The following is a 26,388-nucleotide window of genomic DNA, read 5'->3' on the forward strand; positions in this document are numbered from 1 at the left end:
GTTGAAAAGTTAGCGGATGACCTGTGGATCGGAGTGAAAGGCTAATCAAGCTCGGAGATAGCTGGTTCTCCTCGAAAGCTATTTAGGTAGCGCCTCATGTATCACTGTAGGGGGTAGAGCACTGTTTCGGCTAGGGGGTCATCCCGACTTACCAAACCGATGCAAACTCCGAATACCTACAAGTGCCGAGCATGGGAGACACACGGCGGGTGCTAACGTCCGTCGTGAAAAGGGAAACAACCCAGACCGTCAGCTAAGGTCCCAAAGTTATGGTTAAGTGGGAAACGATGTGGGAAGGCTTAGACAGCTAGGAGGTTGGCTTAGAAGCAGCCACCCTTTAAAGAAAGCGTAATAGCTCACTAGTCGAGTCGGCCTGCGCGGAAGATGTAACGGGGCTCAAACCATACACCGAAGCTACGGGTATCACGTAAGTGATGCGGTAGAGGAGCGTTCTGTAAGCCTGTGAAGGTGAGTTGAGAAGCTTGCTGGAGGTATCAGAAGTGCGAATGCTGACATGAGTAACGACAATGCGAGTGAAAAACTCGCACGCCGAAAGACCAAGGTTTCCTGCGCAACGTTAATCGACGCAGGGTTAGTCGGTCCCTAAGGCGAGGCTGAAAAGCGTAGTCGATGGAAAACAGGTTAATATTCCTGTACTTCTAGTTATTGCGATGGAGGGACGGAGAAGGCTAGGCCAGCTTGGCGTTGGTTGTCCAAGTTTAAGGTGGTAGGCTGAGATCTTAGGTAAATCCGGGATCTTAAGGCCGAGAGCTGATGACGAGTTACCTTTTAGGTGACGAAGTGGTTGATGCCATGCTTCCAAGAAAAGCTTCTAAGCTTCAGATAACTAGGAACCGTACCCCAAACCGACACAGGTGGTTGGGTAGAGAATACCAAGGCGCTTGAGAGAACTCGGGTGAAGGAACTAGGCAAAATGGCACCGTAACTTCGGGAGAAGGTGCGCCGGTGAGGGTGAAGGACTTGCTCCGTAAGCCCATGCCGGTCGAAGATACCAGGCCGCTGCGACTGTTTATTAAAAACACAGCACTCTGCAAACACGAAAGTGGACGTATAGGGTGTGACGCCTGCCCGGTGCCGGAAGGTTAATTGATGGGGTTAGCGCAAGCGAAGCTCTTGATCGAAGCCCCGGTAAACGGCGGCCGTAACTATAACGGTCCTAAGGTAGCGAAATTCCTTGTCGGGTAAGTTCCGACCTGCACGAATGGCGTAACGATGGCGGCGCTGTCTCCACCCGAGACTCAGTGAAATTGAAATCGCTGTGAAGATGCAGTGTATCCGCGGCTAGACGGAAAGACCCCGTGAACCTTTACTATAGCTTTGCACTGGACTTTGAATTTGCTTGTGTAGGATAGGTGGGAGGCTTTGAAGCGTGGACGCCAGTCTGCGTGGAGCCATCCTTGAAATACCACCCTGGCAACTTTGAGGTTCTAACTCAGGTCCGTTATCCGGATCGAGGACAGTGTATGGTGGGTAGTTTGACTGGGGCGGTCTCCTCCTAAAGAGTAACGGAGGAGTACGAAGGTGCGCTCAGACCGGTCGGAAATCGGTCGCAGAGTATAAAGGCAAAAGCGCGCTTGACTGCGAGACAAACACGTCGAGCAGGTACGAAAGTAGGTCTTAGTGATCCGGTGGTTCTGTATGGAAGGGCCATCGCTCAACGGATAAAAGGTACTCCGGGGATAACAGGCTGATACCGCCCAAGAGTTCATATCGACGGCGGTGTTTGGCACCTCGATGTCGGCTCATCACATCCTGGGGCTGAAGCCGGTCCCAAGGGTATGGCTGTTCGCCATTTAAAGTGGTACGCGAGCTGGGTTTAGAACGTCGTGAGACAGTTCGGTCCCTATCTGCCGTGGACGTTTGAGATTTGAGAGGGGCTGCTCCTAGTACGAGAGGACCGGAGTGGACGAACCTCTGGTGTTCCGGTTGTCACGCCAGTGGCATTGCCGGGTAGCTATGTTCGGAAAAGATAACCGCTGAAAGCATCTAAGCGGGAAACTTGCCTCAAGATGAGATCTCACTGGGATCTTGAATCCCCTAAAGGGCCGTCGAAGACTACGACGTTGATAGGTTGGGTGTGTAAGCGCTGTGAGGCGTTGAGCTAACCAATACTAATTGCCCGTGAGGCTTGACCATATAACACCCAAGCAATTTGCTTAAGAAGCGAGTTGCGGTGTGTGAAGACGCACGAACCGAAAGTTTGCAGCACACAAACCTATTACATACCCATTCGCTGGAACGTTGCCCAAACAACGGCTCAGCTACAGAATTTCTTGACGACCATAGAGCATTGGAACCACCTGATCCCATCCCGAACTCAGCAGTGAAACGATGCATCGCCGATGGTAGTGTGGGGTTTCCCCATGTGAGAGTAGGTCATCGTCAAGATTAAATTCCGAAACCCCAATTGCGAAAGCAGTTGGGGTTTTGTCTATTTGTAGAAGCACTGATTTTGCTGGCACGTTTGACTCAAGCTCCAACGGATCGGCCACAGAATTTCTTGACGACCATAGAGCATTGGAACCACCTGATCCCATCCCGAACTCAGCAGTGAAACGATGCATCGCCGATGGTAGTGTGGGGTTTCCCCATGTGAGAGTAGGTCATCGTCAAGATTGAATTCCGAAACCCCAATTGCGAAAGCAATTGGGGTTTTGTTTTTGTGCTGGAAAAATCACCCATCGAGCCATGCGCCCTCAAAGCCGCTTAGCGGCCACTGCCTGCTCCTGAAAAATACCTCGCAACTGCTCTGGAATGCCGTTCAGCGGGATTTTGGCGATTCCGCTGAGTAATTCAGATAAATCTCTAAGGGTTCGGGAGTTCTTGCCGACAGAGTGATGAGAAATGCGTGCACCAGAGCAGAGCGATCAGAGAATGTCGCCTGCGTTGTTAAATGGAATGTTGCATTCCGGACGCATCCCCACTTTCGGCATAAGAAGTCCCATGAAATGAATCTCAAGTTCAGCCATAAAATCCTTTTGGCCGCCTCCGGCGTAGTGGTTCTGGCTTTTGCGTTGTTCACTTTGTACAACGACTACCTGCAGCGAAACACCATCCGACAGAACCTTGAATCCTCCATCAAACAGGCTGGCGAACTCACATCCAGTAGCGTCCAGAACTGGATGAGCGGGCGTATCCTGGTGCTCGAGAACCTGGCGCAGAACGTTGCTCACCAGGGGCAGAACGCCGACTTCCCAGGCCTGGTCGACCAACCGGCATTCACCTCGAACTTCCAGTTCACCTACGTTGGCCAAGCCAACGGTATCTTCACCCAGCGCCCTGACGCGAAGATGCCCGATGGCTACGACCCTCGCCAGCGTCCTTGGTACAAGCAGGCCGTAGCTGCCGATAAGACCATGCTGACTCCGCCCTACATGGCGGCTGTCGGTGGCCTGGTAGTGACTATCGCCATGCCGGTGAAGAAGCAGGGCGAGCTACTGGGCGTGGTGGGTGGCGACCTGAGCCTGGAAACCCTGGTGAAAATCATCAACTCGGTGGATTTTGGCGGCCTCGGCCACGCTTTCCTGGTCAGCGCCGATGGCCAGGTGATCGTCAGCCCGGACAAAGACCAGGTGATGAAGAACCTCAAGGATATCTACCCTGGCGCCAATGTGCGGATCGAGAACGGCAACCAGGAAGTGGTCCTGAACAAGCAGGAACGTATCCTCTCCTTTACCCCGGTAACCGGCCTGCCGAACGCCGAGTGGTACATCGGCCTGTCCATCGACAAGGACAAGGCCTATGCCCCGCTGAGCCAGTTCCGTACCTCGGCACTGATCGCGATGTTCATCGCCGTAGCCGTGATTGCCGTACTGCTGACCTTGTTGATCCAGGTCCTGATGCGTCCGTTGGTAACCATGGGCCGTGCGATGCAGGATATTGCCCAGGGCGAGGGCGACCTGACCCGCCGTCTGGTGGTGGCGAGCAAGGACGAGTTCGGCGAACTGGGTAGCTCGTTCAACCAATTCGTGGAGCGCATCCACGCCTCGATTTCCGAAGTATCCTCGGCCACTCGCCAAGTCCACGATCTGTCCCAGCGCGTGATGACCTCGTCCAACGCCTCGATCATCGGCTCCGACGAGCAGAGCGCCCGTACCAACAGCGTAGCGGCGGCAATCAACGAACTGGGTGCCGCCACCCAGGAAATCGCCCGTAACGCTGCCGACGCCTCCGAGCACGCCAGTGGCGCCAGCGATCAGGCCGACGATGGGCGCCAGGTGGTCGAGCAGACCATCCAGGCGATGACCGAGCTGTCGCAGAAGATCAGCCTCTCCTGCACCCAGATCGAGACCCTGAATGCCAGCACCGACAACATCGGGCACATCCTCGATGTGATCAAGGGCATCTCCCAGCAGACCAACCTCCTGGCGCTCAACGCTGCCATCGAGGCGGCCCGTGCTGGTGAAGCAGGTCGTGGTTTCGCCGTGGTGGCCGATGAGGTGCGCAACCTGGCCCACCGTACCCAGGAGTCGGCGGAAGAGATCCACAAGATGATCACCTCGCTGCAGATCGGCTCCCGCGAAGCGGTGTCGACCATGAACGCCAGCCAGGCGTCCAGCGAAGAGAGCGTCGAAGTGGCCAACCAGGCCGGTGCTCGCCTGATCAGCGTGACCCAGCGCATTGGCGAGATCGATGGGATGAACCAGTCGGTGGCTGCTGCAACCGAGGAGCAGACTGCGGTGGTGGAAGCCCTCAACATCGACATCAACCAGATCAACCTGCTGAACCAGCAGGGTGTTGCCAACCTCAACGAAACCCTGAAGGACTGCGATGCGCTGTCCCAGCAGGCCAGTCGCTTGAAGCAGTTGGTCGACAGCTTCAAGATCTGAGGCGATCCAGAGTCACCTCAAAAGCCCGCTCCTGCCTGATGGCAGGGCGGGCTTTTTCATGCCCGGGCATCAGGCCAGATGCTCTCCCAGCAGCCCCAGGTGAGTGTTGATCACTTGCAGCAAACGTTGGCGTTGGGACTTGATGAAAAAATGGCTGCCGGCAATCTCGATCAACTCGAACTCCCTGCTGGTGAAGGCACGCCACGCGAGCATATGGCTGGCGGTCGCCAAGGGGTCCTCGCTGCCGTAGAAGGCTGTCAGGGGCATCTTGAGAGAGCCGCTGGCCGTGTCGTGCCAGGTCTCGAAAAGCTTCAGGTCGCTGCGTAGCAAGCGCTCGTATTCCAGCAACTCATGTTTCCCGCGAGGCATCTCCTGGGAACTGGCGCCCAGCGTCAGGACCGCCTCCCGGAAAGTCTCGGGAGGCAAGGTATGCAGCAGAGGGTGGGGTGGTGGAGTATCAGGGCTGCGGCAGCCAGAGACGAATAGATGGCGTGTCTGCTGGGGGAATCGTTCCTGGGCATACTTGGCGGTCTCGTACGCCAGAGAAGCTCCCAGGCCATGGCCGAACAGTGCGTGGGGTTCTGCCAGCCACGATCCGAGGGCCGTGGATATCGACTCCATCAGGTACTGCCAGTCATCGCAGGGGGGCTCGGTGCGGCGTGGGCCATGTCCCGGCAGGTTGATCACCACCAACTCGATATGGTCGGCAAGGCCGGTGGACCATATTCGCAGTGGCTCTGCCGCCGCTCCTGAGTGTGGAAAGCAGATCAGGCGGATCCCCGTGGCTTGCCCGGAATTGACGACCAGCGTCCAATGTTGGTTATCGGTGTACACAGCTCTTCCTTAAGCAAGGGGGCCGGCAGATCCTCTCCCGGCGTTGGCACGGCAGGTTGGTCCACAAGGTCCCAATCTGCCAGGGGTATTCAAAATACTGGTTGCAGGCGATGAATGCACGCAGCCCAGGAACAGATTTTCACGACGCCTGGTGCTTGGAACTATGCTCTGAGCGTTCGGTGCAGGCCGTCATTTTGCCGGGCAGTGATTGTAAGGTGCCATTGTTTTTTGTCGGGCCAGCCTTCACCATCAGCCGATTTACGACAGCTCCCATGGACTCATCCCATTGGCGGTACGTTTAGCTCTCTTTCGGACCTTGCGCTGGCTTGGCGCGGCACTGCTGCTGGCCGGTGTGCTGCTGGGCACCTTGCAGGCCGATTGGGACTTCTCCCTGATCAGCCGACGAGCCACCGCGCTTTACGGCCCCCTGGGCGAAGGCCAGCAACGTATCGATGCCTGGCAGCGTCTCCTGGCCACCCAGAAGCAGGTTCAGGAGCGTGAGCAGCTCAAGGTGGTCAACCTGTTCTTCAACAAGAACATGCGCTACGTAGAAGACATCGACCTATGGCACCAGGTGGATTACTGGGAAACGCCGATCGAAGCCCTGTGGAAGGGCGCGGGCGATTGCGAGGACTACGCCATCGCCAAGTATTTCAGCCTCCGCCACCTCGGTGTTTCCAGCGACAAATTGCGCATTACCTACGTCAAGGCGTTGCGCCAGAATCGTGCACACATGGTCCTGACCTACTATTCCACCCCGGATGCCATGCCCCTGGTGCTCGACAGCCTGGAAGACGCGATTCGTCCAGCCAGCGAGCGTACCGACCTGTTGCCGGTCTACTCCTTCAATGCCGAAGGGCTCTGGCTTCCAGGCGCCAAGGGCAACAAACGCGTCAGTGATACCAAGCGCCTGTCCCGCTGGCAGGATGTGTTGAAAAAAATGCAGGCCGAAGGATTTCCGGTCGAAACGACTAACTAGGAGCACGAGCTCAGATGTCTTTGTTCAAACAACTGCTGATCGCAATCTGCGTGTTCCTGGTCGTGGCCTTCAGCGGCAGCTTCATGGTCAGCCTGGAAAGTTCGCGTACCCAGTACGTCAATCAACTGCGCTCCCATGCCCAGGACGCCGCCACCGCATTGGCCTTGTCGCTGACCCCGAGCATCGATGACCCGGCGATGGTCGAGCTGATGGTCAGCTCGATCTTCGACAGCGGCTACTACGCCAGCATTCGTGTGGTCGACCTGGCCACCGACAAGACCATCGTCGAGCGTAGTGGGGTCCCTGAGGTGAGCAACGTGCCGCAGTGGTTCGTCAACCTCATCGGCCTGGAGCCAGCTGGCGGCGACGCCCTTGTCAGCCGTGGCTGGGAGCAGGCGGCGCGGGTCGAGGTCATCAGTCATCCGATGTTCGCCGTGGCCAAGCTCTGGCAGAGCGCCCTGGGCAGCCTGGGCTGGCTGCTGATCTGTGGCGCGGTGAGTGCGGTGCTCGGCGCGCTGTTGCTGCGCCGCCAGCTCAAGCCGCTGGACTACATGGTCAAGCAGTCCCATGCCATCGCGCGCCGCGAGTTCCTCAGCCTGCCCGAATTGCCACGTACTCCCGAATTACGCCGGGTCGTGCAGGCCATGAACCAGATGGTGGAGAAGCTCAAGGCACTGTTCCAGGAGCAGGCCGAGCGCAGCGAAAAGCTGCGTGCCGAGTCCTACCAGGACAGCCTGACCGGGTTGGCCAACCGGCGGTATTTCGAGATGCAGCTCAACGCGCGGGTCAGCAATCCGGAGCAGGCCAGCTCCGGCTACCTGCTGCTATTGCGGGTCAAGGACCTGGCAGGCCTGAACCAGCGTCTTGGTGGCCAGCGTACCGACCAGCTGTTACAGGCAGTGGGCGAGCAGCTGCTGCGTGAATGCGACAAGTATCCCGAGACCCATAACCTGGTGACCCGGGTCCGTGGTGGCGAGTTCGCAGTCCTGGCTCCCGGGCTGGTGCGTGAGGAAGCCATCCAGCTGGCCCAGAACCTGGACAGTGCCCTGGGCAACCTGCACGCCACCGGGGCCACCGATGTGGCTTCGGTCGCATCGATCGGCTTGGCGGCCTTTGCCCATGGCGACTCGCCACAAGCCGTGCTCAGCCTGGGTGACCAGGCCCTGGCCCAGGCCGAAGCCCAGGGGGATGCCAGCTGGGCCTGCCTGGACCAGCACGCCAGTGCCCAGGTGGGGGACGACCACCACGCCTGGCACCGGTTGCTGGACCAGGCCCTGTCGCAACGACGCTTCCAGCTGTATTTCCAGCCTGTAGTGGCGGCGCAGGATACGTCGGTGGTGCTGCACAACAAGGTGCTGTCGCGGCTGTTGGATGAGCAGGGGCAGACCATTCCTGCAGGGCGCTTCCTACCCTGGCTGGAGCGCTTTGGCTGGACCTCGCGCCTGGACCTGCTGATGCTCGAACAGGTGCTTGGGCACTTGGCTGGACACTCCGAGTCGCTGGCGTTGAACCTGTCGGCCGCAACCCTGGGTGACCCGCAGACCATGAACCGGGTGTTCGAGCTGTTGCGCCAGCATTCGGACCTTGGATCGCGCCTGACCCTGGAGATCGGTGAAGAACAACTGCCGGACCAGGCGCGCCTGGAACAGCTGACCCGCCAGTTGCGCAGCTTGGGCTTCTCCCTCAGCCTGCAGCGCTTCGGTGGTCGCTTCAGCATGATCGGCAACCTGGCGCGCCTTGGCCTGGCCTATCTGAAGATCGACGGCAGTTACATCCGTGCCATCGACCAGGAAAGTGACAAGCGCCTGTTTATCGAAGCCATCCAGCGCGCCGCCCACAGCATCGACCTGCCACTGATCGCCGAGCGGGTCGAGACCCAGGGCGAGTTGCAGGTGATTCGTGAGATGGGATTGTTCGGGGTACAGGGGCAGCTGTTCGGCGAACCCGCTCCCTGGCGTTGAAAACTGATCGCCCCATGGCCGGCATACCGGCCATGGGAGGTCAGATCAGTCCGGTTTCATCGTCATTGATCAACCGGCTCAAGCCGCCCAATGTCTCACGGGCGTTACTACGGTCCAGCAGCTTGGCCTGGGCCGCCTCCGGCAGATCGGTAATGCGGATCACGCCCTTGCTGGTCAGGACCTGAATCAGGTCGTCCAGCACCCGAACCATTTCCAGGTCACTGTGCTTGAGCTGCTTGAGGCTGATTTCCACTGCCTCGTTGGCGTACCAGGTCTGGATCTCATGGTGATCGGCGGGCAGCGTCTCGGTGGCTTCGGCAAACGCCGCAGCCTCCACGCGAACCAGTTGGCCCTGTGCATCGCGTTGCACGTAGAACATGGCATATCCCTCAGGCATTTTTTTCAGCGTCGGCCGTCGACAGCACAGGCCGGCGTGGCTCCCATGGCGCGAGTATGCGGTGTGCCGAGGCAATCGTCACGACGCGTGCTGTGCAGCGAAACCCGGCAGCCTCCCGCAAGGGGTGGCTGCCGGGCGCCGATCAGCTGTTGTTGTGATCGATCTTGATGGTCGGGTCGCTACCGGCAATCAACGAATTGATGCTGGTATTGGACCAGTTGTTGCCTTCCAGCTTGATCGTCACGTCGGCATTGGCCAGGCCGCCGGCGGCATTGAGCTTGCCTTCGGAGCTGACCTGCAGGGTCGAGACCCCGTCCACGGTGGTGATCTTGAGGAAGTTGTCGATGGTACTGGCGCTTTCGCCCTGCAGCAGGTCCCGCAGGTCGATACGGTCCCCTTCGCTGGCCTTGAAGTCCTTGATCACGTCGTTACCGATATCGCCGGCCTTCCAGACGAAGGTATCGGCTCCCGAACCACCGATCAGGATGTCGTTGCCCTGGCCACCGATCAAGGTGTCGTTACCGGTACCGCCCAGCAGGATGTCATTGCCCTTGCCGCCGTCCAGGAGATCGTTGCCGCCCTGGCCGAAGAGAATGTCATTGCCGGCACCACCCAGCAGCGTGTCGTTGCCATCGTGGCTGCCAGACACATCGAACTCGGTGTAGTGCTCGGTGATGTACTGGTGCACGTTGCTGGCGCTGACCTTGCTGACATCGACGCCGGTCTGCTTGGCCACATAGGCCTGCATGGCCTGGTAACCCTCGCCGGCCACGCCATTGAAGCTCACCAGGTCGCCGAACAGGATGTCGTTGCCATTGCCGCCGTTGATGGTGTCCGACCCCGGCATGGTGGCCTCGGTATGGCCGATGATCGAGTTGGCCAGGTCCTTCGGATCGATGTTGGTCTGCGGCTTGCCATCGGTGTCGTATGGCTTGAGGTCATTGAGGCTGACCCCGTTGTTCAGGCCGATGGCCTCCACTTCCGACAGCTTGCTCAACAACGCGAAGCCGGAATTGGAGTTGTTGGTGGTGTTCCAGTCGGTGCTGCCACCTGAACCGGCACGGTACGACAACTCGTAGGTGCCGTCGCCCTGGGCGTGCAGGGTGCCCAGGGTCGAGGCGTTCCAGTAGCCGCTCCAACTGTTGTAGGTCTGCAGGGTCAGCGTACCGTTGCTGCTCACGCTGTAGGCGTGGGTGTTGTCCAGGTAGGTGGTATTGATCGTGTCGCCCAGCTTGTAGTTATTGACGTTGATCAAGTCATCGAGCCTCGGACCGCCACTGTAGAGCGTCGGGTTGGTCTGCTCGCCAGCCTGGTAGAAGGTCGGCTTACCGTCGGTGATGAAGTACGTCAGGTTCTTGGCATTGGTGTTGCTGGTGGCCTGGTTGCTCTGGAAGAAGTTGGCCGTGGTCTTGAACACGTCTTCATAGTTGGTACCGCCGTCGGACCTCATCGAGTCCAGTACGGCCTTGAGCTGGTTCAGGGCGTTCGGGTCGTTGAGGTTCACCGATACTGCCTTGTTGACCTGAGAGCTGAAGTCCGCGAGGAAGATGTTCACCGTGCCCGAACCGGCGCCGCCAATGCTGTTCTTCAGGGTGTTGAACACCGAGGTCAGGGAATCCTTGGCCGCGTTGATGGACGAGCTGCTCATGCTGCCCGAGGTGTCCACCATGAAGGCGATGTTGTAGTTGGTGCCCGGGACCACGGTCAGGCCGCCGATGTCGGCGACCACGATATCGTTGCCGTCGGTACCGTTGACGGTATCGTCGCCGGAGGTGCCGACTACGGTGTTGTAGACGGCCGGGTAGACCTTGACCGGGATCTGCGCCGAAGTGCTGGCAGAACCGCCCAGGGACTCGGTGGAGGTCGAGGTCACGTTGAGGTTGAACGTGCCGTTGTAGTAAGGCGGCGGAGTGACCGTCAGGCTGCCCAGGTTCCAGCCGGTGACGTTGGCCTCGCCGTTGGTTGCCGTGGCGGTGAAGGTGTGTCCGGCGCCATCGCTGAGTACCGAGCCGGCCGGGATGCCGCCGATCTTCACGCTCAGGGTTTCCGAGCCGTCGGTATCGGTCAGTGCGGTGCTGATCTTCACCAGCTTGACGGTGCCACCTTCGGCGCCTTCATTGAGCTTGTAGCCATCGTAGTAGCCCTCGCCGTTGCTGCCGTGCAGCTCGGAAAGGGTGACGCCGGCATTGTTCAGCGCGGTTTCGTTAGGGTACATCGGGATATTGGTGTTGCTCAGGTCGACTGGTGCACCGCCATTGACCGACAGGTTGACGTCATAGCTCCCCGGGCCGCTCTGGTTGGCATGGTAGATGTCCAGGGTGTAGTAGCCGCTGGTGGTCGGGGTGAACGAGCCGCTGATACCGCCACCCGAGCCCCAGACAGCGGTCGCCACGTTCTTGCCGCCAATGGTGATCAGCAGGCTGTCGTCGCCGGTACCGCTGAAGCTGTAGGTCTTGCCGGCCTCCAGGTAGATCAGGCCGGACGTTTTCGAACCGCTGCCGCCTGTGACGTTGGCATCGGACTGGGCATTGGTCACCGTCGTGCTGCTGGTCGGTTTGCCGGAGTTGTCGAACACCGCCTTGAGCGCGTCGCCGGTAATTCCGTTGCCGTTGGTTCCCAGGCCGTTGAGGCTGCTCCAGGTCTCTTTGAGCAGACCGATGGAGTTCACATTGTTGTTATCCACACCCAGGCTCGGCGCATCCGCCACTGGTGCGATGTCGACCTTGACCGTGCCGGTGTTGCCCAGGGCCTGGCCATCGGTTGGCTGGAACTTGATCTGCGCGTAGTCCGCCTGCTTGTTACCCACGCCGGTGCCGCCGTAGCCATCGATACCGGAAGCGTTGGCGTCAGGCATGAAGCGCAGCTTGCCAGCGTCGATATCGGCTTTGCTGAAGGTCTGGTTGTTGGCCACATCCTTCCAGGTCGCACCGTCCAGGTACTGCAACTTGCCCTCGCCAGGCAGCTGGGTGATCTTCACCCCCAGGCTCGATGCCGGGCTGTCGACGTCGCTGACGCCGAAGTTGCTCCAGCTCAGGGCCAGAGGCGTGTCCTCGGTACCGGTCACGGCACCGCCGGTGGCCACAGGGGCATCGTTGACCGCCACCACGTTGACGGTGGTGGTGGCGACGTTGGAGTAGTGGTCGCCGTCGGTCACGGTCACGGTGATGACCCGTGGCGTGGTGCTCGGGTCTTCACTGTTGTTGGTGAAGGTGATGTTCTTGATCTGCTGCATGTAGTCGGCCAGGGTCGCCTTGCCCGACAGGGTCAGCGTGATCGAACCATCCTTGCTGTTGGCGTTGATGCTGATGCCGTTGACGCTATTGCCCAGGTTCAGCGAGTCGCCAGGCTGACGGTTGGTCAGCACGATAGTGGCGCCGGTGAGCATGGTGCTGTCCGGGTCGGTGATGCTCAGGTCGGTATCGGCAATCGACACGCCAGGACCGGCGGTACCCTCGGTGAAGGTGACCTTGTAGTCGGCACCGGTGGCGCCGCTGGAGTTGTTGGCATCCAGGTCGATGACCGGCGGTGCGTCGTTGTCGATGATCGAGGTGTTCACACTGCCATTGGTGTCGCTGACCACCAGTTTCTCGAAGTTGCCACCGCTGGCCGAGTCGATCTTGACCACGAAGTTTTCCGTGCTTTCGGTGATCTTGTCGTCGATGGTCGCCACGTTGAAGGTGGCACTGCTGGCGCCGGCCGGGATCTTCACGGTGTAGACGCCCGTGAAGTCCGAACCGTCTGTGGCCGTACCGCTGTAGCTGATCTTCAGGGTGACTTCGGTCTGCGCCGGGTGCGTCAGGCTCACGGTGTAGGTGGCCGTCTGGCCCTCGACGACCGAAGTGCTGCCGGTGATGCTGACCGAGGTGGTGTCGATGGTATCGGTGACGTTGGTCACGGCCGGAGTGGTATCGGTGACCAGCTTCTCGAAGTTGCCACCGGTAGCGCCGCTGATGCTGGCGTTGACCTTGCCGGCGTCGATGTACACGTCATCGGCTGGCGCGGCGACGGTCACGGTGCCGGTGGTCTTGCCCGCGGCGATGGTGATGACGGCGCCGTTGTTCAGGGTCACGGTCACCGGCGTGCCGGCGGCGTTGCTCAAGGTGGCGGTGTAGACGATCGAGCCGCCCTCGGCCACGGTGCCGGTAGCGCTGAGGCTGAGGGTCGTGGTGTCGACGGTATCGGTCACGGCGGTGTTGACCGGAGTCTTGTCCCCTACGAGTTTCTCGTAGTTGCCGCCGCTGACGTCGGTGATCGAGTTGGTCACGGAGCTATGGCCGATCAGGGCATCGTTCGGGGCAGTGATACTCACCGAGCCAGTGCTTTCGCCAACCGGGATGGTGATCTTCTCGCCATTGGCCAGGGTGACGGTCACCGGCGAACCGGTGACCGGCGCGGTCACGGTGGCGGTGTAGGTGATGGTTCCGCCTTCGGCTGCCGAAGACGTGGCCTTGAGGGTCACGGTGGAAGTATCGATGGTATCGGTGACATCGGTCACGGCTGGCGTGGTGCTTGGGACCAGCTTCTCGAAGTTGCCGCCTTCGGCTTTGGTGATGGTCGCTTCGACCTTGCCGGCATCTTTATAGACGTCGTCAGCCGGAGCCGGAACGGTGACAGTGCCGGTGGTCTTGCCGGCACCGATAGTGATCACTGCGCCGTTGCTCAGGGTCACGGTCACCGGAGTACCGGCAGCATTGCTCAGGGTGGCGGTGTAGGTGATCTGGCCACCTTCGGCCACGGACGGTGTGGCTGTCAGCGACAGGTTGGTGGTGTCGATGGTGTCGGTCACGGTGGTGCTGACCGGTGTTTTATCCGCGACCAGGTTTTCGTAGTTACCGCCGCTGACGTTGGTGATGGAGTTGGTTACGGCGGAGTGGCCAACCAGTACGTCGTTTGGAGCGGTGGTGTTGATCGAGGCGGTGGTTTCGCCGACCGGGATCGTGATCTTCTCGCCATTAGCCAGAGTCACTACAACCGGCGAGCCAGTTACTGGAGCGGTGACGGTGGCGGTGTAGGTGATCTGGCCGCCTTCAGCTGCCGATGGAGTGGCCTTCAACGACACAGTCGAGTCGTCGATGGTATCGGTGACATCGGTCACGGCTGGCGTCGTGCTCGGTACCAGCTTCTCGAAGTTGCCACCTTCAGCCTTGGTGATGGTGGCTTCGACCTTGCCCGCATCCTTGTACACATCGTCCGCAGGGGCGGCGACGGTCACGGTACCTGTGGTCTTGCCGGCACCGATCGTGATCACGGCACCGTTGCTCAGAGTCACGGTGACGGGAGTGCCGGCAGCGTTGCTCAGGGTGGCGGTGTAGGTGATCTGGCCACCTTCGGCCACGGACGGTGTGGCCGTCAGCGACAGGTTGGTGGTGTCGATGGTGTCGGTGACATTGGTATTGACTGGTGTCTTATCAGCTACGAGGTTCTCGTAATTGCCGCCGCTCACATCAGTGATGGAGTTGGTCACGGAGGAGTGACCAACCAGGGCATCGTTTGGAGCAGTGATGTTGATCGAGGCGGTGGTTTCGCCGACTGGGATGGTGATCTTCTCGCCATTGGCCAGGGTGACGACCACAGGTGAGCCAGTCACTGGAGCGGTGACGGTCACGGTGTAAGTGATCTGGCCGCCTTCGGCTGCCGAAGGAGTGGCCTTCAACGACACAGTCGAGTCGTCGATGGTATCAGTGACGTTAGTAACGGCTGGCGCTGGGTTAGTCACCAAGTTCTCGAAGTTACCGCCTTCAGCCTTGGTAATGGTGGCTTCGACCTTGCCGGCATCTTTGTAGACATCGTCGGCCGGAGCAGGGACGGTCACAGTACCGGTAGTTTTGCCAGCCTCGATGGTGATGACCGCACCATTACTCAAGGTCACAGTCACCGGGGTGCCCGCAGCATTAGTCAGTGTCGCGGTGTAGGTGATCTGGCCACCCTCAGCCACGGTACCAGTAGCGCTGAGGCTCAGGCCGGTATCGTCAACGGTATCGGTGACGTTGGTGTTAACCGGAGTCTTGTCGGCCACCAGGTTCTCATAGTTACCGCCACTGACATCAGTGATGGAGTTGGTCACGGAGGAGTGACCAACCAAGGCATCGTTTGGAGCAGTAACGTTGATCGAGGCGGTGGTTTCACCAACCGGGATGGTGATTTTTTCACCGTTGGCCAAAGTCACCACGACTGGAGAGCCTGTCACAGGGGCGGTGACGGTCACGGTGTAAGTGATCTGACCGCCTTCGGCCGCCGAAGGTGTGGCCTTCAACGACACAGTCGAGTCGTCGATGGTGTCAGTCACATCAGTAACGGCAGGTGCTGGGTTAGTCACCAGGTTTTCGAAATTGCCGCCTTCAGCCTTGGTAATGGTGGCTTCAACCTTGCCGGCATCTTTATAAACGTCGTCTGCTGGCGCTGGAACCGTAACGGTGCCGGAGGTTTTACCGGCTTCGATGGTGATCACGGCGCCGTTGGACAGCGTTACGGTGACCGGAGTGCCGGCAGCGTTGGTCAGGGTGGCGGTGTAAACAATGGAACCGCCTTCGGCGACAGTCCCGGTAGCGGACAGGCTCAGGCCAGTGTCATCGACGGTATCGGTCACATTGGTATTGACGGGTGTCTTGTCGGCTACGAGGTTCTCGTAGTTACCGCCACTGACATCAGTGATCGAGTTGGTGACGGAGTTGTGGCCGACCAACGCATCATTTGGAGCAGTGATGTTGATCGAAGCAGTGGTTTCGCCGACTGGAATGGTGATCTTCTCGCCATTAGCCAGGGTCACTACAACCGGCGAACCCGTCACTGGAGCGGTGACGGTCACGGTGTAGGTGATCTGGCCGCCTTCGGCCGCCGACGGAGTCGCTTTCAACGACACAGTCGAGTCGTCGATGGTATCGGTGACGTTCGTGACCGCTGGCGCAGGGTTAGTCACCAGGTTCTCGAAGTTACCGCCTTCAGCCTTGGTGATGGTCGCTTCGACCTTACCGGCGTCTTTATAAACGTCGTCAGCCGGAGCTGGGACGGTGACGGTACCAGTGGTTTTACCGGCTTCGATGGTGATCACCGCGCCATTGGACAGCGTTACGGTGACCGGGGTGCCGGCAGCGTTAGTCAGGGTAGCGGTGTAAACAATGGAACCGCCTTCTGCCACGGTGCTCGTGGCGGACAGGGTCAAGCCGGTGTCATCGACGGTATCGGTCACATTGGTATTGACGGGTGTCTTGTCGGCTACGAGGTTCTCGTAGTTACCGCCACTGGCATCAGTGATCGAGTTGGTGACGGAGCTGTGGCCGACCAACGCATCATTTGGAGCAGTGATGTTGATCGAAGCAGTGGTTTCGCCAACTGGAATGGTGATTTTTTCACCGTTAGCCAGGGTAACGACCACAGGCGAGCCGGTGACTGGGGCAGTGACAGTCACGGTGTAGGTGATCTGTCCACCTTCAGCGGCCGATGGGGTCGCTTTGAGCGACACGGTCGAGTCGTCGATGGTGTCAGTGACGTTGGTGACCGCTGGCGCAGGGTTAGTCACCAGGTTTTCGAAGTTGCCGCCTTCAGCCTTGGTGATAGTGGCTTCGACTTTACCGGCATCCTTGTAGACGTCGTCGGCAGGAGCTGGGACGGTGACGGTGCCGGAGGTTTTACCGGCTTCGATGGTGATCACGGCGCCGTTGGACAGAGTCACAGTCACCGGGGTGCCCGCAGCATTAGTCAGTGTCGCGGTGTAAGTGATCTGGCCACCTTCAGCTACGGTGCCAGTAGCGCTGAGGCTCAGGCCGGTATCGTCAACGGTATCGGTGACGTTGGTGTTAACCGGAGTCTTGTCGGCTACGAGGTTCTCGTAGTTGCCACCGCTCACGTCAGTAATGGAGTTGGTCACCGAAGTGTGGCCAACCAGGGCATCGTTTGGTGCGGTGATGTTGATCGAAGCGGTGGTTTCACCAACCGGGATGGTGATTTTTTCACCGTTGGCCAAGGTCACTACGACTGGAGAGCCTGTCACAGGGGCAGTGACAGTCACGGTGTAGGTGATCTGCCCACCTTCGGCTGCCGAAGGTGTGGCCTTCAATGACACAGTCGAATCATCGATGGTGTCAGTGACGTTAGTAACGGCAGGCGCTGGGTTAGTCACCAGGTTTTCGAAGTTACCGCCTTCGGCCTTGGTAATGGTGGCTTCGACCTTGCCGGCATCTTTGTACACATCATCGGCAGGCGCAGGAACAGTGACTGTACCGGTCGTCTTACCCGCTTCGATGGTGATCACAGCACCGTTGGACAGCGTTACGGTGACCGGAGTGCCGGCAGCGTTGGTCAGGGTGGCGGTGTAAACAATGGAACCGCCTTCTGCCACGGTGCCCGTGGCGGACAGGCTCAGGCCAGTGTCATCAACAGTGTCGGTGACGTTGGTGTTAACCGGTGTTTTATCGGCCACCAGGTTCTCATAGTTACCGCCACTGACATCAGTGATCGAGTTGGTGACGGAGCTGTGGCCGACCAACGCATCGTTCGGTGCGGTGATGTTGATCGAAGCAGTAGTTTCACCAACCGGGATGGTGATCTTTTCACCGTTAGCCAGGGTGACGACCACAGGCGAGCCAGTCACTGGAGCGGTGACGGTCACGGTGTAAGTGATCTGGCCGCCTTCGGCTGCCGAAGGAGTGGCCTTCAACGACACAGTCGAGTCGTCGATGGTGTCAGTGACGTTCGTGACAGCTGGCGCCGGGTTGGTCACCAGATTCTCGAAGTTGCCACCTTCGGCTTTGGTGATGGTCGCTTCAACCTTACCGGCATCCTTGTACACATCATCGGCAGGCGCAGGAACAGTGACTGTACCGGTCGTCTTACCCGCTTCGATGGTGATCACAGCACCGTTGGACAGCGTTACGGTGACCGGAGTGCCGGCAGCGTTGGTCAGGGTGGCGGTGTAAACAATGGAACCGCCTTCGGCCACGGTGCCCGTGGCGGACAGGCTCAGGCCAGTGTCATCAACAGTGTCGGTGACGTTGGTGTTAACCGGTGTTTTATCGGCCACCAGGTTCTCATAGTTACCGCCACTGACATCAGTGATCGAGTTGGTGACGGAGCTGTGGCCGACCAACGCATCGTTCGGTGCGGTGATGTTGATCGAGGCGGTGGTTTCGCCAACCGGGATGGTGATTTTTTCACCGTTAGCCAAGGTCACCACGACTGGAGAGCCTGTCACTGGAGCGGTGACGGTCACGGTGTAGGTGATCTGTCCACCTTCCGCCGCCGACGGAGTCGCTTTGAGCGAAACGGTCGAATCATCGATGGTGTCGGTGACGTTCGTGACAGCTGGTGCCGGGTTAGTCACCAGATTCTCGAAGTTGCCACCTTCGGCTTTGGTGATGGTCGCCTCGACCTTGCCGGCGTCTTTATAAACGTCGTCTGCTGGCGCTGGAACCGTAACGGTACCGGTGGTTTTGCCTGCTTCGATGGTGATGACTGCACCATTACTCAAGGTCACAGTCACTGGCGTACCAGCGGCGTTGGTCAAGGTCGCGGTGTAGGTGATTTGGCCACCCTCAGCCACGGTGCCGGTAGCGGACAAGCTCAAGCCGGTGTCATCAACGGTGTCGGTGACATTGGTGTTGACCGGCGTTTTATCGGCTACGAGGTTTTCGTAATTGCCACCGCTCACATCAGTGATCGAATTGGTGACGGAGCTGTGGCCGACCAGGGCATCGTTTGGAGCAGTGATGTTGATCGAAGCAGTGGTTTCGCCGACTGGGATCGTGATCTTCTCGCCATTGGCCAGGGTCACTACAACCGGCGAGCCAGTGACGGGCGCAGTGACAGTCACGGTATAGGTGATCTGGCCGCCTTCAGCCGCCGATGGAGTCGCTTTGAGCGACACGGTCGAGTCGTCGATGGTGTCAGTGACGTTAGTGACCGCTGGTGCAGGATTGGTCACCAGGTTTTCGAAGTTGCCGCCTTCAGCCTTGGTGATGGTGGCTTCGACCTTGCCGGCATCCTTGTACACATCATCGGCAGGCGCAGGAACAGTGACTGTACCGGTAGTCTTACCCGCTTCGATGGTGATCACAGCACCGTTGGATAGAGTCACGGTCACCGGGGTGCCGGCGGCGTTGGTCAGGGTGGCGGTATAAACAATGGAACCACCTTCAGCCACAGTACCAGTAGCGCTGAGGCTCAGGCCGGTATCGTCGACGGTATCGGTCACATTGGTGTTGACTGGTGTCTTATCAGCTACGAGGTTCTCGTAGTTACCGCCACTCACATCGGTAATGGAGTTGGTGACGGAGCTGTGGCCTACCAGGGCATCGTTCGGTGCGGTGATGTTGATCGAAGCAGTGGTTTCGCCGACTGGAATGGTGATCTTCTCGCCATTAGCCAGGGTCACTACAACCGGCGAGCCAGTCACTGGAGCAGTGACGGTCACGGTGTAGGTGATCTGCCCGCCTTCGGCTGCCGAAGGTGTGGCCTTCAACGACACAGTCGAGTCGTCGATGGTGTCAGTCACATCAGTAACGGCAGGCGCAGGGTTGGTCACCAGGTTTTCGAAGTTGCCGCCTTCAGCTTTGGTGATGGTGGCTTCAACCTTGCCGGCGTCTTTATAAACGTCGTCTGCTGGCGCTGGGACGGTGACGGTGCCGGAGGTTTTACCGGCTTCGATGGTAATCACCGCGCCGTTGGACAGAGTCACGGTGACCGGAGTACCCGCAGCGTTGGTCAAGGTCGCGGTGTAGGTGATCTGGCCACCTTCGGCGACCGCACCAGTAGCGCTCAAGCTCAGACCGGTGTCATCGACGGTGTCGGTGACGTTGGTATTAACCGGGGTCTTATCGGCGACCAGGTTCTCGTAGTTACCGCCACTTACATCGGTAATGGAGTTGGTCACGGAGGAGTGACCAACCAGGGCATCGTTTGGAGCTGTGACGTTGATCGAGGCGGTGGTTTCACCGACCGGGATGGTGATTTTTTCACCGTTGGCCAAGGTCACCACGACTGGAGAGCCTGTCACTGGAGCAGTGACAGTCACGGTGTAAGTGATCTGCCCGCCTTCGGCTGCCGAAGGTGTGGCCTTCAACGACACAGTCGAGTCGTCGATGGTGTCAGTCACATCAGTAACGGCAGGCGCAGGGTTGGTCACCAGGTTTTCGAAGTTGCCGCCTTCAGCTTTGGTGATGGTGGCTTCAACCTTGCCGGCGTCTTTATAAACGTCGTCTGCTGGCGCTGGGACGGTGACGGTGCCGGAGGTTTTACCGGCTTCGATGGTGATTACAGCACCGTTGGACAGCGTTACGGTGACCGGGCTACCGGCGGCGTTGGTCAGGGTAGCGGTGTAGGTGATCTGGCCACCCTCAGCCACGGTGCCGGTGGCGGACAAGCTCAAGCCAGTGTCATCAACGGTGTCGGTGACATTGGTGTTGACGGGAGTTTTGTCCGCTACGAGGTTCTCGTAGTTGCCGCCGCTCACATCGGTAATGGAGTTGGTGACGGAGCTGTGGCCGACCAGGGCATCGTTTGGAGCAGTGATGTTGATCGAAGCAGTGGTTTCGCCGACTGGGATCGTGATCTTCTCGCCATTGGCCAGGGTCACTACAACCGGCGAGCCAGTGACGGGCGCAGTGACAGTCACGGTATAGGTGATCTGGCCGCCTTCAGCCGCCGATGGAGTCGCTTTGAGCGACACGGTCGAGTCGTCGATGGTGTCAGTGACGTTAGTGACCGCTGGTGCAGGATTGGTCACCAGGTTTTCGAAGTTGCCGCCTTCAGCCTTGGTGATGGTGGCTTCAACCTTACCGGCATCCTTGTACACATCATCGGCAGGCGCAGGAACAGTGACTGTACCGGTGGTTTTGCCTGCTTCGATGGTGATTACAGCACCGTTGGACAGCGTTACGGTGACCGGGCTACCGGCGGCGTTGGTCAGGGTAGCGGTGTAGGTGATCTGGCCACCCTCAGCCACGGTGCCGGTGGCGGACAAGCTCAAGCCAGTGTCATCAACGGTGTCGGTGACATTGGTGTTGACGGGAGTTTTGTCCGCTACGAGGTTCTCGTAGTTGCCGCCGCTCACATCGGTAATGGAGTTGGTGACGGAGCTGTGGCCGACCAGGGCATCGTTTGGAGCAGTGATGTTGATCGAAGCAGTGGTTTCGCCGACTGGGATCGTGATCTTCTCGCCATTGGCCAGGGTCACTACAACCGGCGAGCCAGTGACGGGCGCAGTGACAGTCACGGTATAGGTGATCTGGCCGCCTTCAGCCGCCGATGGAGTCGCTTTGAGCGACACGGTCGAGTCGTCGATGGTGTCAGTGACGTTAGTGACCGCTGGTGCAGGATTGGTCACCAGGTTTTCGAAGTTGCCGCCTTCAGCCTTGGTGATGGTGGCTTCAACCTTACCGGCATCCTTGTACACATCATCGGCAGGCGCAGGAACAGTGACTGTACCGGTGGTTTTGCCTGCTTCGATGGTGATTACAGCACCGTTGGACAGCGTTACGGTGACCGGGCTACCGGCGGCGTTGGTCAGGGTAGCGGTGTAGGTGATCTGGCCACCCTCAGCCACGGTGCCGGTGGCGGACAAGCTCAAGCCAGTGTCATCAACAGTGTCGGTGACGTTGGTGTTAACCGGAGTCTTATCAGCTACGAGGTTCTCGTAATTGCCGCCGCTCACATCAGTGATGGAGTTGGTCACGGAGGAGTGACCAACCAGGGCATCGTTTGGAGCAGTGATGTTGATCGAAGCAGTGGTTTCGCCAACTGGAATGGTGATTTTTTCACCGTTAGCCAGGGTAACGACCACAGGCGAGCCGGTGACTGGGGCAGTGACAGTCACGGTGTAGGTGATCTGTCCACCTTCAGCGGCCGATGGGGTCGCTTTGAGCGACACGGTCGAGTCGTCGATGGTGTCAGTGACGTTGGTGACCGCTGGCGCTGGGTTGGTCACCAGGTTTTCGAAATTGCCGCCTTCAGCCTTGGTGATAGTCGCTTCGACCTTTCCGGCGTCTTTGTAGACGTCGTCTGCTGGCGCTGGGACGGTGACGGTGCCGGAGGTTTTACCGGCTTCGATGGTGATCACAGCACCGTTGGACAGAGTCACGGTGACCGGGCTACCGGCGGCGTTGGTCAGGGTGGCGGTGTAAACAATGGAGCCACCTTCAGCCACAGTTCCAGTAGCACTCAAGCTCAGGCCAGTGTCATCGACGGTGTCGGTGACGTTGGTATTGACTGGTGTCTTGTCGGCTACAAGGTTCTCGTAGTTGCCACCGCTCACATCGGTAATGGAGTTGGTCACCGAAGTGTGGCCGACCAACGCATCGTTTGGAGCAGTAACGTTGATCGAGGCGGTGGTTTCACCGACTGGGATGGTGATTTTTTCACCGTTGGCCAGGGTGACGACCACAGGCGAGCCAGTCACAGGGGCTGTGACAGTCACGGTATAGGTGATCTGCCCACCTTCGGCTGCCGAAGGGGTTGCTTTCAACGACACGGTGGAGTCGTCGATGGTGTCAGTCACATCAGTAACGGCAGGCGCTGGGTTGGTCACCAGGTTTTCGAAATTGCCGCCTTCAGCCTTGGTGATGGTCGCTTCGACTTTGCCGGCATCTTTGTAGACATCGTCAGCCGGAGCTGGAACGGTCACGGTGCCAGAGGTTTTACCGGCTTCGATGGTGATTACGGCGCCGTTTGACAGCGTCACGGTGACCGGGGTGCCGGCAGCGTTGGTCAGGGTGGCGGTGTAAACAATGGAACCGCCTTCTGCCACAGTTCCAGTGGCGGAGAGGCTCAGGCCAGTGTCATCGACGGTATCGGTCACATTGGTATTGACTGGTGTCTTATCAGCTACGAGGTTCTCGTAGTTGCCACCGCTCACATCAGTAATGGAGTTGGTGACGGAGCTGTGGCCAACCAGGGCATCGTTCGGTGCGGTGACGTTGATCGAACCGGTGGTTTCACCAACCGGGATCGTGATCTTCTCGCCATTAGCCAGGGTGACGACCACAGGTGAGCCAGTCACTGGAGCGGTGACAGTCACGGTATAGGTGATCTGACCGCCTTCGGCCGCAGATGGAGTCGCTTTGAGCGACACAGTCGAGTCATCGATGGTGTCGGTGACGTTGGTGACCGCTGGTGCCGGGTTGGTCACCAGGTTCTCGAAGTTGCCACCTTCAGCCTTGGTAATGGTCGCTTCAACCTTACCGGCATCCTTGTACACATCATCGGCAGGCGCAGGAACCGTAACGGTGCCGGAGGTTTTGCCTGCCTCGATGGTGATGACTGCACCATTACTCAAGGTCACAGTCACTGGAGTGCCAGCAGCGTTGGTCAGGGTGGCGGTGTAAACGATGGAGCCACCTTCAGCTACGGTACCCGTAGCGGACAGGCTCAAACCAGTGTCATCAACGGTGTCGGTGACGTTGGTATTGACCGGAGTCTTATCGGCCACCAGGTTCTCATAGTTACCGCCACTCACATCGGTAATGGAGTTGGTGACGGAGCTGTGGCCGACCAACGCATCGTTCGGTGCGGTGATGTTGATCGAGGCGGTGGTTTCACCAACCGGGATCGTGATCTTCTCGCCATTAGCCAAGGTCACTACAACCGGCGAGCCAGTCACTGGAGCGGTGACGGTCACGGTGTAGGTGATCTGGCCGCCTTCAGCCGCCGATGGGGTTGCTTTGAGCGACACAGTCGAGTCGTCGATGGTGTCAGTCACATCAGTAACGGCAGGTGCTGGGTTGGTCACCAGGTTTTCGAAGTTGCCGCCTTCGGTCTTGGTTATGGTGACTTCAACCTTGCCGGCATCTTTATAAACGTCGTCAGCCGGAGCTGGAACGGTCACGGTACCGGTGGTTTTACCGGCTTCGATGGTGATCACGGCGCCGTTGGACAGAGTCACAGTCACCGGGGTGCCCGCAGCATTAGTCAGTGTCGCGGTGTAAGTGATCTGGCCACCTTCAGCTACGGTGCCAGTAGCGCTGAGACTCAGGCCGGTATCGTCGACGGTATCAGTGACATTGGTGTTGACGGGAGTTTTGTCCGCTACGAGGTTCTCGTAGTTGCCGCCGCTCACATCGGTGATGGAGTTGGTGACGGAGCTGTGGCCGACCAACGCATCGTTCGGTGCAGTGACGTTGATCGAGGCGGTGGTTTCGCCGACTGGAATGGTGATCTTCTCGCCATTGGCCAGGGTGACGACCACAGGTGAGCCAGTCACTGGAGCGGTGACGGTCACGGTGTAAGTGATCTGCCCACCTTCGGCTGCCGAAGGTGTGGCCTTCAATGACACGGTCGAGTCGTCGATGGTGTCAGTCACATCAGTAACGGCAGGTGCTGGGTTGGTCACCAGGTTCTCGAAGTTACCGCCTTCGGTCTTGGTAATGGTGACTTCAACCTTGCCGGCATCTTTATAGACGTCGTCGGCTGGAGCCGGAACGGTCACGGTACCGGTGGTTTTGCCCGCTTCGATGGTGATGACTGCACCGTTGGATAGGGTCACGGTAACGGGAGTACCGGCCGGGTTGGTCAGGGTAGCGGTGTAGCTGATCTGGCCACCTTCTGCCACGGAGCCGGTGGCGGACAGGGTCAGGCCAGTATCATCGATGGTATCGGTAACCGTGGTTTGTGCAGGGTTGCCATTGACCTCGAGTTTTTCGTAGTTGCCACCTTCAGCCTTGGTGATGGTGGTGCTCAGGGAGCTGCCGCCGGCCAGGGCATCGTTAGGCGCGGTGAAGTTGACCGAGCCGGAAGACTCGCCGACCGCAATGGTGATGGTCTGGCCGTTGGACAGGGTCACCACGACAGGCGACCCGGTGACGGGGGCGGTGACCGATGCGGTATACACCACGGTACCGCCCTCGGCGACGCTTGGGGTCGCGGTCAGGCTGATGGTGGAGGTGTCGATGGTATCGGTGACGTCCGTGACGGCCGGCGTGGTGTTCGGCACCAGGTTCTCGAAGTTGCCACCCTCGGTCTTGGTGATGCTCACCTCGACCTTGCCCGCATCCTTGTAAACGTCATCGGCGGGTGCCGGTACGCTGATGCTGCCGGTGCTGGCACCGGCGGCAATGGTGATCACCGCGCCGTTGGACAGGGTCACGGTCAGGGGCGTGCCCGCCGGGTTGGTCAGGGTCGCGGTATAAACGATGGTGCCGCCTTCGGCCACGGTACCGGTAGCGGTCAGGCTCAAGCCGGTATCGTCGATGGTATCGGTAACGGTGGTTACCGCCTTGCCCGGGTTGGCGACCAGGTTTTCGAAGTTGCCGCCGTCGGCCTTGGTGATACCGACTTCTACCGTACTGCCATTCTTGTAGACGTCGTTGGCTGGTGCCGCTACGTCTACCGAGCCGCTGGACTTGCCCGCCTCGATGGTGATCACCGAACCGTTGGACAAGGTGATGGTCACCGGTGTCTGTGCCGGGTTGGTCAGGGTGGCGGTGTAGGTGATCTGCCCGCCTTCGCTGACGCTGCTATCGGCGGTCAGGGTGACAGTGGTGGTGTCGATGGTATCGGTGATCTGGGTCACCGCCGGGTTCGGGTCGACGGTGACGATCAGGCCGCTGCCGCCCGTGGTGCCGGTTACGTTGACGCTGATCTGGCCCGGATCGATATAGACGTTGTCCTGCGGCGCCATGGGCACCTGCACGGTGCCCGTCAGCTGGCCGGCGTTGATCACGATTACCGCGCCATTGGACAGGGTCACGGTCAGGTCGGTCAGTGGCGCCTGGGTCAGGGTGGCGGTGTACACCAGCGTGCCGCCTGCCTCGGTAATGCTTGGGGTCGCACTCAGGGTGAGGGTGGACGGCCGCAGGCTATCGCTGCCGTTGCCGTTGTTGGTCAGGCCATTGTTGTCCTGGCCGCCGAATGTATTGTCCAGGGCCGAAGTGGCGCGCCCCAGGCCGGCAGTTGGGAAGCCGATGGTGGGGTCGACCCGGCCAGCGGTTTCTTCCAGCTGGACGAAGCTGTGACCGCCACCCGCGGCGCCTCCAGGGCCTGTTGCGGTCGGGCCGGCGGCAGTGGCTTCCAGGTCGGTGGTCGGGTCGACGCCGGCAGCGATGGCTTGCTGCAGCTCGGCAACCGAAGGCGCGGCCTGGGCAGCGGCTTGGGCCAGGTCGCTACCGGAGTCGGGTGCGGCACCGCTCCATTGGGTGTCGCGGCCCAGGTCGAGTGTGCGTCCATCGGTCAGTTCCAGGCTGACGGCCCCGGCCGTGCCGGTGTCCACCTGATCACCCACGAACAGGCGATCGCCTTCGATGAGTATGCGTCGGATCCCTTCCGGGGATACCACGAAAACTTGACCGACAATGCTTTTGACGATGGCAACAACACTGCTCATTGGGGACTCTCCGGTGTACCGCTCAGTCGACTTCCATGTACCGGCTTGGGCGCTGGCCGCAA

Annotated in this window: 6 protein-coding genes, 3 rRNA genes and 1 pseudogene (1 of these 10 only partly in view); 7 read left to right on the plus strand and 3 right to left on the minus strand. The window is 59.4% G+C overall.

Features of this window, described 5'->3' with window-relative positions; genetic code table 11:
* The 5 genes and pseudogenes from ATY02_RS01650 to ATY02_RS36470 form a co-directional block, all read left to right on the plus strand.
* Positions 1-2,157: ribosomal RNA gene (locus tag ATY02_RS01650) — 23S ribosomal RNA — on the plus strand; it begins 735 nt to the left of the window's first position.
* Between the two features lie 136 nt (positions 2,158-2,293).
* A 5S ribosomal RNA gene (gene rrf, locus ATY02_RS01655) occupies positions 2,294-2,409 on the plus strand.
* A 111-nt stretch (positions 2,410-2,520) separates the two neighbouring features.
* Positions 2,521-2,636 (plus strand): 5S ribosomal RNA (gene rrf / locus ATY02_RS01660).
* Positions 2,637-2,969: 333 nt separating this feature from the next.
* A pseudogene (locus tag ATY02_RS36465) lies at positions 2,970-3,995 on the plus strand (cache domain-containing protein); the annotation flags it as partial.
* Between the two features lie 69 nt (positions 3,996-4,064).
* Positions 4,065-4,850: a methyl-accepting chemotaxis protein gene (locus ATY02_RS36470; protein ID WP_416220667.1), complete on the plus strand. Its 786-nt coding sequence runs from the start codon at positions 4,065-4,067 to the stop codon at positions 4,848-4,850.
* A gap of 69 nt (positions 4,851-4,919) precedes the next feature.
* Here ATY02_RS36470 and ATY02_RS01670 read toward each other — a convergent pair whose 3' ends face one another.
* Positions 4,920-5,684: a thioesterase II family protein gene (locus tag ATY02_RS01670; RefSeq protein ID WP_068575490.1), complete on the minus strand. Its 765-nt coding sequence runs from the start codon at positions 5,682-5,684 to the stop codon at positions 4,920-4,922.
* Between the two features lie 286 nt (positions 5,685-5,970).
* Here ATY02_RS01670 and lapG point away from each other — a divergent pair, with 286 nt between their 5' ends.
* Positions 5,971-6,663, plus strand: a complete 693-nt coding sequence (gene lapG, locus ATY02_RS01675) for a cysteine protease LapG (protein WP_068575491.1) — start codon at positions 5,971-5,973, stop codon at positions 6,661-6,663.
* A gap of 14 nt (positions 6,664-6,677) precedes the next feature.
* The gene (gene lapD / locus ATY02_RS01680; RefSeq protein ID WP_068575492.1) at positions 6,678-8,624 is read left to right on the plus strand and encodes a cyclic di-GMP receptor LapD; all 1,947 of its coding nucleotides are present in this window, start codon (positions 6,678-6,680) and stop codon (positions 8,622-8,624) included.
* Positions 8,625-8,664: 40 nt separating this feature from the next.
* Here lapD and ATY02_RS01685 read toward each other — a convergent pair whose 3' ends face one another.
* Together ATY02_RS01685 and ATY02_RS01690 are read right to left on the minus strand one after the other, a co-directional pair.
* Positions 8,665-9,003 carry a tryptophan synthase subunit beta gene (locus tag ATY02_RS01685; protein ID WP_068575493.1) on the minus strand — a complete coding sequence of 113 codons (339 nt, stop codon included), beginning with the start codon at positions 9,001-9,003 and terminating at the stop codon, positions 8,665-8,667.
* Between the two features lie 160 nt (positions 9,004-9,163).
* The gene (locus ATY02_RS01690) at positions 9,164-26,326 is read right to left on the minus strand and encodes a retention module-containing protein (RefSeq protein WP_164823615.1); all 17,163 of its coding nucleotides are present in this window, start codon (positions 26,324-26,326) and stop codon (positions 9,164-9,166) included.
* Positions 26,327-26,388: the final 62 nt, after the last annotated feature.

Origin of the sequence: Pseudomonas sp. BIOMIG1BAC (genome assembly GCF_001705995.2) — a bacterium.
Taxonomy (GTDB): Bacteria; Pseudomonadota; Gammaproteobacteria; order Pseudomonadales; family Pseudomonadaceae; genus Aquipseudomonas; species Aquipseudomonas sessilinigenes.

Bases quoted from the DNA above. Each gene is read 5' to 3' on its own strand.
- ATY02_RS01685 (WP_068575493.1), bottom strand. From the start codon at position 9,003: ATGTTCTACGTGCAACGCGATGCACAGGGCCAACTGGTTCGCGTGGAG.
- ATY02_RS36470 (WP_416220667.1), top strand. From the start codon at position 4,065: ATGACCTCGTCCAACGCCTCGATCATCGGCTCCGACGAGCAGAGCGCC.
- lapD (WP_068575492.1), top strand. From the start codon at position 6,678: ATGTCTTTGTTCAAACAACTGCTGATCGCAATCTGCGTGTTCCTGGTC.
- ATY02_RS01690 (WP_164823615.1), bottom strand. From the start codon at position 26,326: ATGAGCAGTGTTGTTGCCATCGTCAAAAGCATTGTCGGTCAAGTTTTC.